The sequence below is a fragment of the Bacillus mobilis genome, assembly GCF_001884045.1.
GTDB classification, from domain to species: Bacteria; Bacillota; Bacilli; order Bacillales; family Bacillaceae_G; genus Bacillus_A; species Bacillus_A mobilis.
The window spans coordinates 18,275-31,243 of record NZ_MACF01000070.1; the positions used below are offsets into that span (position 1 = coordinate 18,275).

Consider the following 12,969-nt stretch of genomic DNA (forward strand, 5'->3'; position numbering starts at 1 on the left):
TTCAGTTAGGTTTTTTAAATGCTAAGACAGACTCGTTTATTTTCATTTCTTTCCATAATAAAAACTGTCTCTCTAATTCAACCTTTATTTGCAGTTCAATTGCATTCATTTCATCCAACTTTTCAACAATTGCTAATAACATACCTTTATTATTCGTCATTGCCATTTTAATTGCACGATACTGTACATTTGTAAATCCTTGTACAATATCTTCTACCCGATCACACCAATATTCAAACTCTTGCTCCGAATATTGCAACGTTTCACGGAAGTACGCAAAGGCATGTTCATAACTATATTTACGAATTGCAAGTACTGGTATTTGTTTGACTGCCGCTACAAGACTAGAAAGCGAATACCCTTCTTCTTCATTTGCCATTTTTATAATTAAATTTTTCAGCTCCATAGTCAATTCATTATCGTTTCTTTTGAAAGTTTCTATGAAATAACTCGCTACCATTTCTTCTGTTGGCTCCTGAATTTCTTCTATATCAATGAAATACCCTCCGCCAAATGGGTTATCTCGAACAGAGTGAAGTACTTTTTCTCTTTCCATATTCCCTTCCCAGCGAAAATCAGGATCTAGCATGAACCATTCTTCTTCTTTCTCTGTCTTCGATATCATTAAATAATGCGGAAACGGTTTTTGATGGAATTTATTTTCCCTCTCAGGTAATAGAGACATATCAACCATTACAATGACATAGCGATTTTCTGGCTTGTTTTCTACTAATTGTAAAAACGTTTCTACATTGCTATCCTTATCTTTTGCATGATCATACCATTCGTTCACTTTTACGCCATACAATTTTTCATACCATAATAAATAATTATCGTGGTTAATATTTTCGGAGTGATACGAAATAATACCACCTTCTGTTATATCAAAATCTCCGTCCCATAATCCAAAATAAAAGGGACGAAAATCTATATCGCTACGCCTTTTTATAATTTCACAAAAACAACTCACTAAACAGTGCACTTTAATTGAAGTCATATTCTCATCCACTTTCCTAAAGGCTAATTATTTACATTTACTTCTTATACCGGTTGTAGCTCCTCCATAAAATCAAGTAAAGATCCTACAGTAAGAAACGCTTTTGGGTCTACCTCATCCTCTGGAACGCATAGCTTTACATCCATTTCTATGTATACTATAAGCTGTAACATCATTACCGAATCTATATATAAATCTTGGTTCAAACGCATCGTTTCTTCTAAATGCGTTACATTTTTTAGTTCCATTTTTTCTATCATAATTTTCAACACTTCATTTTTTAATATTTCACGTCTCATGTTGTAACCTCTCCCATCTCTAGTAACTTTCTACTTACTTTTCCAGTTTTATTTTTCGGAATTTCAGTTACACTTTCAATCTCATGCGGAACTTTATAAGCTGGTAAATGCTCCATACACCATTCTCTTATTCGAACTGGATCAATATGAGAGATTACTTTCGCTTTCACTATTTCGCCCATCACGGGATGTTTCCCTCGATATACAATTGCCTCTTGAACACCTTCTAGTCGAAGCATCGTTTCTTCTACCTCTATCGGAAAGACTTTTAATCCTGAAACGTTAATCACATCATCCATGCGACCCATAAAATGAAGGCCATGCTCAGATTTATAGCCCAAATCTTTCGTAAAAATTTCCTTATCGTTCATTTTCACTACGATTTCTTCAGGCATATTTTCATCTGAACCTATGTTTATACTCGCATGAGGTAGTGGATTCCCTAAATCTAAATGGCTTTTCATATCATGACATATACTAATACAACCTGCTTCAGAACATCCGTATTGTTGCATCATATATGTTGTCGTTTCTTTTAGTTTATAAAACAATGCTTCTGGCAAAGGCGCTCCTGACGTCATAATTTTATGAAACTGAAACGTTCCTTGCGGGAAACTCCCCATAATATGTAACATAAGTGGTACTGCATATATGATATGTTTTTCTGTATGGCGAACGATATTTAATGCGAATTTAGGGTTTTTATTCGTAATGATGATAGGTTTACTTCCCCTCGTAATTGCAGATAACGTACCACATATGAGTCCGTATGAATGTGAAACAGGAGCCATAACGATCGGCACTTCATCTACTTCACAGTTTAAAGCTTCATTATAAGCAGTAATTTCTGTATCCACTTCCGTCCATGCTCTACGAATCAGTTTTGGTTCTCCGGTTGTTCCAGAACTATATTGCAATAAAGAGGGCTCTTCTAATAAAGCTTTCACTACTTCTAATTTCGTAAAATCGCTATATTCTTCATATAAAATTCCGATACAATTTGCACGCTTTGCCATTTCAATAGCCGTTTCTTTTGGCGTATCTTCATGTATAAGTAATACTGAGGCTTTCTTTTCTTTTAAGAAAAACACAAGCGTAATAATATCGAATGGATCTTTCAGACAAAGCGCAAATCTCTTTCCTTCTGCTTCTTGAAATTGTTCCATTTCCTCATAAACTTGTAATCTCAAATCAAAATCACTTTTGCTATACTCTTCTTTATTAACGATTAGCATAATTTCCCCCTGTAACAACTGATTTTTGTTTGTTAAGTTGTCTTGCTCTATACAATGGATTTGGAACTTCATGAACGAGCGATTCCACATCCATATATAATCGACGCTTCGTTAATTGCTCAGCATAAAATGTAGGAGTGTATAGCTGAATACTTTCAAATCTCTCTTTCAAGTGTGGATATTTTCTAAAATGATTTTCAATTGCTTCGACCACTATCATCCAAAAATTTTCTTCTTTCCAATCATATTCATCCGCAAATACGAAAGCTAATTCTCCTACATTAAATAAGAACAGTGCATCTAATACCATCTCTTGTAAACATTCAATACGATCCATTTCAAAGAAATCATTCATTTTTCCATTCGCATACGTTTTATGCATTTTAGTAAAGTCCGGACATTTAGCAACTTCTTTTAAGAATGGACGATAATACTCAAGTCCTTCATGGAAATCCTTTAATGCAATACGGACAGGTAGCCCTTCTTTATGAACTAAAACCATATTTTGTCCGTGTGATTCTAATGCCAGCCCATGCTCTACAACAAGATGTATAACTGGAATGATCGCTTTTTGAATCAGTAATCGTAGCCAATTTTCTATCCCATATTTGTTTAACCACGTATCAATAACTGGTGTACCGTCTTTCTCTTTTGCATATAAGCCGTTAAAAGGAACCGCATCCTCTTGCTCATCTAAATGAAGATGAACACTCTCACGCCAAATGCATCCTAATGAACCATATGTGGCTTTCTTATTCGTATCATACGTTACACTCGAAAATTCTTTTAACAAAATGACGCGTGATTCATCCGTTAAATAAGAATCCCGACTTACGATATCACTTAACCAATTCGATATAGCTGGTGCACTCACAACTGAATATGGTTTCAGCGTACGGAGTGTTGAAGTGTTAAGTATGTTCAGCGATAACTTTACATATGGTCTCTTTGGATGCGTAACATTTCTTAACGTCCTCATTGATTGTTGCGCACAATAATCATCGGCTGATTTTCCTAAATAAATAATATTTTTACCCTGTATATGATCAGCATAATTCGGAATAATAAAGTTTTCCCACTGCCACGGATGCACTGGAATGAATACATACTGTTCCGGGTTACATCCTAAACTTCGAATATTCTTCATATATTCTTCTATTTTTTGCTCACCAATTTCTTCTTTTAAAGTATCACCGTATATCACTTCATTTTCATAACCTACAGCCGCATATTTCTTATGCGCTGCAATCCATATGAGTTTTATTGGCCTCATAAATTCATATCCATATTGAAAATTGTCACGATATTGAAATCCAATGCGTGCTTTATAGCTAGGATGATATGGATGACCGTCTATTAAATGGCCTTCAAAGTCATCGTACGATTTTTGAGTATATTCCACCTTATTATGTCTTTCATATTGTGCAATCGTATCTTTAAGTATCGTTTGCTCTAATTCATGAATGAAAGAATCTAATTTCGTTTGTTCCACGTTAACAACTCGAAAAACTTCTTCCAAAAATTGCGAGACTGATTGTATTTCTTGTTGTTCCTCTTGAACTCTTACAATTAATGACTCTATAGAGATACGTCCAAATGTCATTCGTTCTCTTCCGTAACATTTATACGTGACACTTTTGTTGTCTTCATCAAGTCCTTGTATAAGAAAAAGAATTTGTTCTTCGTTTTCAATGCGAACTGGCGTAATGATCCCCTCATAAATTAACGACTCTACTAATTGACGTAACACCCTTTTTCGCACTGAAATGTAATCTTCTGATTGGAGCGCCTTCAAAATTTTCGTATGATACATGTCCACCGTTATTACCCCCTCCATCTTACGAGAAATACCATTATTTGTATTACGTGAAATTTTAACGCTATTTATGAACGAACAGCCACTTCTCTAACGAGCGGATTCTGTACCTGTACGTAAATTGCTTGTTCTAATGGATTACTTAACTCATCGACATCAAAAAATCTCGTTAATAAATTTGCTTTACATGCCAACTTATCCTCTTCCAACAATTCTCTTAAAAAGGTAGAAGGTTCACGGTTATAAGGAAGGAACGATTCAAGTACAGATCTTAATTCAGAGAGAAGAATTTCCTCCTTAATTAATCCTGCTGTGCCAAAACCGTTAATGAGGCCAAACATATGATTGAAAATTAAATAGTAACGAAATCTTTCATCTACAATATAATCGTCATATAGATTTCCAGTACGTTCTCCAATACCAGTTAACTCCTTATTAAGCACTTCTTTCATTGAATTGCAGAAATAAAAACCTTGATTATCACGGAAATAATATTTGACCGGATAACCGTCCTTTAGCTGAACAACACTATTTTGCTGATGAGCTTCTAATGCAACGCCATACTGTAAGTACATCCATACCATCGGCTTTAAAGAAATATTCATATATCGTCTAAACCACTCTAAACTTACTTCTTCGCAGCTTCTACTTTCTACATCTGCTAGTTGATGAATAATATTCGATAAACGAGTACGTTCTCCAGGTATAGCGTCTTGAACTAGTCCAGCAATTAATGTAGCGTCATTTGCATGTTCTCTATAAAAAGGATTTTCTCGTATTATTACTTCAAATCCAGATTCTTCTGCTCCGTAATTTAATGTAATAAATGCTGGATCACAAATAAAATCAAAACCCGGAAACTTTTCTAACACTTCACCAATCGCTGTATTTAGCATTTCCTTTCCTTCCAGACCACTTTCTAGTTCCTTCAATTTGTTAATGCGCATTGAATTTGTTACTTTTACTGGAAATGAAAACTTAAGCATGTATTTTGAGTAGGGATGATATAGCGTCCTAAGTGATGATGTTGCCATATAATACTTACCGGCCGGACCGATATACTCAAGTACTCCTTGATCTATCCAATCCTGTACGTAAGATTGGTGTAATAGCCATTCTGCCTGAAGCGGATGAATTGGAAGTAATGAATATTCATCTTCCTTACAATATTTCGATATAAATTCCTGACTCACCATCTCATCATTACATAACTCTTCTTTTAGAATTACTGTTGTAGAATCAAATAATAATGATTTTTCCTTTACTATACTTTTATGTGCCCTAAAATAATGAAGCTGACATTCTCCTTTTAATTCTGGAGAATACATTGCGCTTTTCCATTCCAAAATACCTTGTCTACTCTTTGGGGTTGGATGAGTTAAATGTCCAAATAATAATGATTGCTCCGCCTCTATAAAGGATGTATGGAAACCATATAATTTTGATGTTTCTTCTATCCGTCCCTTTAAAAAAACTTCAATATTTTGACAACTTCGAATGACACGGACCATAAGTTCAGCGGGATTTGTACCATCCCCATAATTCATAGACATTTCTTTTATTAAAAACGTAATAACAGTAACGTAATCTGCTTTTATAACATTCTTATTTTCTCCCATTTGATAATAAAATTGTTCTCCAAACAAATGGCGATCTGTTGCTGATTTATATATAACTTCTCCATACAAAGTAACGTTCTGCGCCGATAGCCGACAATATAAATATGTGGGGACTATATCTCTATTCAACGTATTACTGAAGATACTTTTCATTTTTTCATCCTCTGTAATCCATTCTCCACTCCCTGTTTCCCTTAAATAACAGTTTAAAAAACTTTGTAATGTTGCATGTTCTGCGATTTGTTTCGCATGCTGCATATTGGTCCTCCTCTTTATATTAAAGCTATCGAAATTTTATATAATAAACAACAATTGAATATCGTTATCAATTATGATTCTAATTGATAATGATATTCAATTCAATAGTATATTTCAGAATTTTTTTATCTAATTTAATTTTTCTTGTTTTCTCTATTTTCTTTAATCTAGTTAAAAATACACGAAAAAAATACTCAATTTCAAACTACATACTTACTTTTTTCATTAGTAATCCCCTTCAAAATAGTTAAACAAAAGAGGTATACCTTAATTGGTATACCTCTTTCAAACAATAAGTTTACATAATAATATTATTTATATTTCTCCAACAATACGCTGTTTCTTCTATATTTAGTTTCTCTAAAAATTTCGTGTCAATTTTTTCTGGATTAAATTTTTCATAAAACTTTTTAGAAGGATTATTCGTGACAACCCATACTAAAAGTGATTGCATATCATTGTTTATACATTCCGATAGTAAAGCTTGAAATAACTTTTGTCCTATTTTCATTCCTTGATACTCTTGTAAAAGGTAAATCGCATATAATTCTCCATCACAATTATATGTACCAGTTCTTTCTGCTCCTCCATCGATGAATCCAACTATTTCTCCATTTAACGTTTCTGCTACAAATCTATATTGGTATTTATCTTCTCGTTGAAAAATATTTCCCCATTGTTTTTCCCGTTGCTCATATGTTATATTTTTTAAAATTTCGTCGGGAAATATCCCTTTATACGTTGTTTTCCAGCTATCAGCATGTACTTTTGCTATACCTGGTATATCATCTTTTATCGCTCTTCTAATATGTATTTCCATCATTTCTCCCCTTTTTATTCACCATTATATCAATTTCTTTCCTTAAAAATCCAAATTAAAAAAGAGTGAATTTTCACTTCACTCTTTTTTATCACTATTATCTACTTTCCACTTCAACTGAAACTACTCGATCAATCTCTTTTAGGGAACTATATAACTCCGTCGTATACAAGTCTTCTGGAGCTAAAATAACCATCTCAAGTTGCTGAAATGCTCCACTATCTATATCTTTAATTTTCACTCGTTTCACATGCATACCTAAATTTTTGATTTGCTTAAATATACCATCTAACTCATGATGCTCTTTTACAGTAATTTTTATAGATAAATCCTTTTGTCTTAATGAATACGGACCTGCGATTTTCACAAGTTGCGGAAGTACGTTAATTGCTAAAATAATTAAAATCATAGCAACCGTCGCTTGTAAATAAAATCCCGCCCCAATTGCTATACCTAAAGCTGAAGCAGCCCACACCATAGAAGCTGTCGTTAATCCGGAAATAACGTCATTACTTCTTCGTAAAATAACACCCGCTCCAAGAAAACCAATACCACTCACAATTTGAGCAGCTAGACGCATTGGATCCATATTTGTGTGCCCTGGAACAGAATATACATGTACGGCTTCAATTGAAACCATCGTAATTAAACAACTTGCTACAGAAATAACCATACTTGTTTTCACACCAAGCGGTTTATTCTTTAGCTGCCTATCTATCCCGATGAATAATCCTAAAAAGAGTGCTAAACCTAATTTGAGTAAAAATTCATATGACATATTTCCATTCTCCTTACTTTACAATGTTTCCCTTGGAATAATTCACTATAACTCTTTTATGATATCAATTCCAGCCTTTTCTATTCATTTAACGTAAAAAGCCGAAAAAACATTTGTAACGATGTTTCTCCGGCTTTTTATTATGCGTAAGGTTCTTCTTTATTTCTGATCTTTAATCTTAATCTCTGCATCTTTGTAGAATGCTAATTTACTGTCATTATACTCTTTTGTATAATTGTTAAATTGCTCTTTTGACTTTTGTGCTTCCACAGTTGATTCATTGACAGCTTTAACTTTTTCACCAATCTCTTTTAATTTCGTTTCTTTTACTTTTAATTTTTCATACAGTTCTTTTTCAGTCGCTAACGCCTTCGTATAATTCTCATTCATCTTTTGGAATGCATCATAACGGTTTTTATACGACTCTTCTACTGCTTTCGCTTGTTTTTGTAACTTCTTATCTTCAAGCTTTTCTATATTTCCTTGCACAGATTTCGTTTCTTTCTGAGCTTTTTCTAGCATTTCTTTCTCAGTTTTTAATACTTTTTCACGGTCATCTACATTTGCAGTAGCTTGCTCTATCTTCTTCATAACAGCGTCATTATGATCTTTACCTTCTTGTAAAATTTGAGAATATAGCTCTTGACCTTCCTTCTCTAACTTCTCTAACTTCTTCGCTTCATCAACTAATGATTTTTCTTGTGTTGCTGCTGTTTCAAAAGCTGTATAAAGATTTTCTTCTGGTTTTTCACCGAAACAACCTGTTAATAGTCCTACTGATAGTGCTCCAACTACTGCTACTTTTCCATACTTCAACGTTCATTCCTCCATTACATACGGTTATCATGCCAGAAATTCACTGGGAAGTGACTCTCTTCATGATAAGCTTCAAACTCATAACCCTTTTCTTTTAACCCTTTTAAAATTGCTGGCACAGCAGCAACTGATTGTGGGTGAATGTCATGCATTAAAATAACTTCCTGTGGTTTTGTTGCATGTGTTATTACGTTTTGAGCAATTTGTGCTGCCGCTGCATCAACTTGTACTTTGTTATATTTCCAATCTAATGAATCAATTGTCCAATCCCATACTTTAAAACCGCCCTCTACCACTTTGTTTCGAAGACCTTCATTTAATCCAGGCATCGAACCGTATGGCGGACGTGTTAATTTAGGTGATTTTCCAATAATATTTGCAATTAAGCTTTGATCTTCTTTCATTTCATTTACATACTCGCCATTTTTATATAACTTTGCAAAATTATGTGTCATACTATGCATACCTACATAATGACCTTCTGCATCTTCACGTTTCACTAAATCCGGAAATTCTTTTACATTCGCTCCAATTAAAAAGAACGTCGCCTTCGCATCATGCTGTTTTAACATATTTAACAATTCAGCCGTATATTTCCCTGGGCCATCATCAAATGTAAGATAAGCAACTTTTCTTTCTTTCCCATTAAAACGACTTGGTGCCGTTTTATTCATTTCTACTTTCGGTTGTTCACTTGCAAGCTGTACTACATTTTCTTGTTTTGCAACAGCCTTTGCTGGTGAAGTAATGGATTGAAACATAAAATACCCAATAGCTACTGCTGCAATCGCTATTAAAACGACTACTACTCGTTTAATTTTTAAAGCTTTTTCCATTCTATCTAATTCCTCTCCCTATTAATCTTATATATAAATCACCCAATATAATTATACATCTATTTATATTATTACACTATATAAACAGACCTATATATATGTATTATAATGGGAGTTTTATCAAAATGGTTGTTCCTATTCCCTCTTTACTAATAAAACTAAGTGTACCTCCATGAAGCTCTACCATTTTTTTTACGATAGCTAAACCAAGACCAGCACCTGTAGCATGGTTATTAATCTGGTAAAATGACTGTTCTATATATGGTAAATGCTCTTTAGCAATTCCAATCCCTTCGTCTTTCACCTTGATTACTGCTTGTCCTTCATTTTTAGTCGCTTCAATGTGTATTGTACCTTTTTCATGTGAATATTTAATAGCATTTTGAACAATATTCAAGAAAATTTGCTTTAGCCTATTTCGATCTCCCATCAATTCAATTCTTTCTATCGTATTCATAAATTGAATTTGTTTCTCTTCAGCGTTAGGAGTTAATTGCCAAATCGTCTCCTCTAGTATATCGTATATTTGCACCTTTTGTTTATATAAATTGAAATGATTTGATTGTAATCTTGAAAAATCTAGTAATTCTTCTACTAAATGAATTAATCGGTCTGTCTCACCTGATATAATTCCCATACCTTGCTTTATCTCTTCTTCCGTTAAATGTTTTACCGTTTTTAACGTCTCACTCCAACCTTTAATTCCAGTTAAAGGCGTTCGTATTTCATGAGAAATCGAAGCAATGAATTCATTTTTCATCTGTTCTGCTTTTTCTATTTTATTAGACATATGATTTAAACTATGTGCCAATTCACCTAATTCACCAGGGTAATCCTCTTTAATTTTCTTCTTTAATGTACCTTCTGCAATTTGTGAAGAAGCATGAATAATAGATTCGATTGGTTTAACAAACGAATTCGCTAATCGTCTACTGATTAAGAATACAATTCCTGAAATAACAATACCTACAGAAATAGTAAACATAATGATTTCGATAATCTTTGCATTTACATTCGTTAAAACAGTCGTATATTTCAAAACACCGATTGTTTGTCCTTGATGAATAAGTGGACTAATAACTTCTAATTGTTTCACATTTTCTTTCGTAGTAGTCACTTGATGGTACATTTCTCCTTCTAGTAACGAATACGGAATAACTACTTTCCCTTCTACCTTTTGTCCACTTGACGACTGTATAATCGTACCATGTCGATCAATTAATTGTAATTCAGTTCCTTCTAACTGAAAGCTCTCAATTATATCGCCGCTGTATTCTTGCAAACGAATAAAGTATAGTGAATTGTATTCAGAGAAAAATCGTGTACTTGTCTTCGCATGAGATTCTATATATTGCACAATACCATTATAATAATATCGATAAATGGAGACTGAAAATACGACTTCAAATAATACAAGCATAAGTATAATGACCGTCATAAAATATAAAGTCACTTTTCTTTTCATCTTATACTTTCCTTCCACACATATCCTTTTCCCCACACAGTAAGAATAAATTCAGGTTCTGATGGATTACATTCTATCTTTTGACGTAACCGCCTCATATTTACATCTACTACTTTCGTCTCACCTACATAATTCGTTCCCCAAATCATATTTAAAATTTCATCACGTGAAACTGGCTTTGAAGCCTGATTCATTAAATACTGTAATATCATATACTCTGTAGGGGTTAAATCAACTAATTGTCCACTTTTATATAATCTTTCTTCTATAACATGTAACGAAAACGGGCCAGATATGATTGTATTTGCTTTTTCATCATGTACTTCTATTCTTCTTAATAACGATTGTATACGTGCAGTTAATTCCACTGGACTAAACGGCTTTGCGATATAATCATCTGCACCAATTCCTAATCCTTGTACCTTATCTTCATCTTGTACACGTGCGGTTAACAGAATAATACCGATTTTTTTATTTTCTTCTCGGATCGCTTTACAAACTTGAAAACCATCCATTCCTGGTAACATTACATCAAGCAATGCTACATCAACAGTATGTTTACATAAAATCTGTAACGCCTCTTCTCCCGTACTAGCTTCTAATACATAGAATCCAGCACGCTTCAAATTTAAGACGATAAAACTACGAATAGGCATTTCATCTTCTAAAACTAAAATTGTTGGCATAATTTCCACCTCCCTACTCTTGTTGATAATCCGCTAGCGGCTTTACATATGCTTTCACTTTTTCAAAATGTGGTTGTTTCGGTACGGCGTATACGTGAGAAGCCGTTTTCACTGCTGCCTCGTATCCTTTTATTTTGAACCATTCTTTCCGCTTAAATATATGGACTTCTAGCCATAGTTCATTTGTCGTTGTATCTATAAACTTTTGAACATCTGATGCTTCTTGCTGGACTGGAACAGTTATTTTTCCAATTAATGCTTGCGGGATTTTGATAAAATAACCTTTCTCTATATTTACATATCTTTCTTCTATCGATTTAATTCCATCTTCGCTCCACTGAATATAACGTTCAAACATCGTACTCTCTCCGTATGATGCCTCTTCCCAACCTTTCGGACGCACTGTACGAACAAATTCAATAATGCCGTCTTCATTTATATCTTTGCTTTCGACTACATAATCATTGAATAAATCTTCTTTTCCATCTATAGGTAGTGGCTCATAATGACCCTTATCAAATTTTGCTACATATGTTATCCCTGAATGAGCACCAACACCTGCATCAATTACAACCGCCTTTAGTGATTTAGAAATACGGCCCATTTGTATTCTTTGGATGCTATTTATATATGGATCGAATGATGCTTCAGATAAAGTTTTAAATTGTTCCATGAACTCAACTGTCAATTTCTCATCCTTTTCATACGTAACAAGGCTTATATCTTTCAATCCATTTTTATTTAAATCCTCTATGAATAACTTCGTATAACTTCGATTATATATTTCCTTCATATCTTCATTTTCTTCTGAAAAAACATACATAACGTGTTCTAACGATTCACGACTTGCAGAAATTCCGATTAGTAACTCCCGCTTCCCGTTTCCTGTAAAATCACCGACTTCAACGATATCTACATCTCCACCATCAAATTTATTCGTGGACTTTACTTTCCACCCATTTCCGGCTTCTTCATATACGGCTAAATATACGCTATGATCTTCATTCGGTAATTTATAAAATAAGATGGCTTCTTTCTTATTATCTTGTTTAAAATCCATTGACCAAATCATCTGTTTATCTTTATTAGACATTGGAGTAAGCAATCGATAATTTACAGGCAAATCTTTATCTATTTGCTCTTTTAGTTCATTAATCCATTTTTCATTGGCAGGAGCACCCATTAAACTTGTTGGAGCTTCAGACATTTTACATCCAGTCAACATAAAAATGATTCCCATAATGCCTATCCATTTCTGCATATAATATCTTTCCTTATTACAGATTTTCATTATTTTTCTTTACTTTTTGCTTCTCCAATATTCTCATACATATGAGTATAATT

General features: G+C 33.6%; 12 protein-coding genes. All 12 read right to left on the minus strand.

The annotated features are described in order from the left end of the window. Nucleotide 1 precedes the first annotated feature (1 nt). Nucleotides 2-997: a petrobactin biosynthesis protein AsbE gene (gene asbE / locus BAQ44_RS11425; RefSeq protein WP_063261837.1), complete on the minus strand. Its 996-nt coding sequence runs from the start codon at nt 995-997 to the stop codon at nt 2-4. 44 nt (nt 998-1,041) lie between these two features. Continuing rightward, entirely contained in the window at nt 1,042-1,296 is a 255-nt protein-coding gene (asbD, locus tag BAQ44_RS11430) for a petrobactin biosynthesis protein AsbD (RefSeq protein ID WP_061680434.1), read from the minus strand. Next, complete coding sequence (gene asbC / locus BAQ44_RS11435) at nt 1,293-2,531, minus strand: 3,4-dihydroxybenzoic acid-AMP ligase AsbC (protein WP_071721725.1); 1,239 nt, start codon at nt 2,529-2,531, stop codon at nt 1,293-1,295. Before asbC ends, asbD begins: the two co-directional genes overlap by 4 nt. Beyond that, nucleotides 2,518-4,356 (minus strand): IucA/IucC family protein, encoded by a 1,839-nt coding sequence (locus BAQ44_RS11440; protein ID WP_071721771.1) that lies wholly within the window; start codon nt 4,354-4,356, stop codon nt 2,518-2,520. The genes asbC and BAQ44_RS11440 overlap by 14 nt, the downstream gene beginning before the upstream one ends. 59 nt (nt 4,357-4,415) lie before the next feature. Further along, nucleotides 4,416-6,224, minus strand: coding sequence for an IucA/IucC family protein (locus BAQ44_RS11445; RefSeq protein WP_071721726.1), 1,809 nt, complete (start codon nt 6,222-6,224; stop codon nt 4,416-4,418). A gap of 298 nt (nt 6,225-6,522) precedes the next feature. Further along, nucleotides 6,523-7,047, minus strand: a complete 525-nt coding sequence (locus BAQ44_RS11450; protein ID WP_071721727.1) for a GNAT family N-acetyltransferase — start codon at nt 7,045-7,047, stop codon at nt 6,523-6,525. A gap of 94 nt (nt 7,048-7,141) precedes the next feature. Continuing rightward, a complete protein-coding gene (locus BAQ44_RS11455; protein ID WP_000119503.1) occupies nt 7,142-7,822 on the minus strand; it encodes an MgtC/SapB family protein in 681 nt (226 codons plus the stop codon). Nucleotides 7,823-7,981: 159 nt separating this feature from the next. Continuing rightward, nucleotides 7,982-8,638: a YkyA family protein gene (locus tag BAQ44_RS11460; protein ID WP_063261833.1), complete on the minus strand. Its 657-nt coding sequence runs from the start codon at nt 8,636-8,638 to the stop codon at nt 7,982-7,984. A 14-nt stretch (nt 8,639-8,652) separates the two neighbouring features. Next, the gene (locus tag BAQ44_RS11465; protein WP_061680439.1) at nt 8,653-9,474 is read right to left on the minus strand and encodes a peptidoglycan-N-acetylglucosamine deacetylase; all 822 of its coding nucleotides are present in this window, start codon (nt 9,472-9,474) and stop codon (nt 8,653-8,655) included. A 103-nt stretch (nt 9,475-9,577) separates the two neighbouring features. After that, nucleotides 9,578-10,939 (minus strand): sensor histidine kinase, encoded by a 1,362-nt coding sequence (locus BAQ44_RS11470; RefSeq protein ID WP_071721728.1) that lies wholly within the window; start codon nt 10,937-10,939, stop codon nt 9,578-9,580. Next, on the minus strand, nt 10,936-11,625 hold the full coding sequence (locus BAQ44_RS11475; RefSeq protein WP_063261830.1) for a response regulator transcription factor: 690 nt from the start codon (nt 11,623-11,625) through the stop codon (nt 10,936-10,938). The genes BAQ44_RS11470 and BAQ44_RS11475 overlap by 4 nt, the downstream gene beginning before the upstream one ends. A 13-nt stretch (nt 11,626-11,638) precedes the next feature. Further along, a complete protein-coding gene (locus tag BAQ44_RS11480) occupies nt 11,639-12,886 on the minus strand; it encodes a hypothetical protein (RefSeq protein ID WP_071721729.1) in 1,248 nt (415 codons plus the stop codon). Nucleotides 12,887-12,969 lie beyond the last annotated feature (83 nt).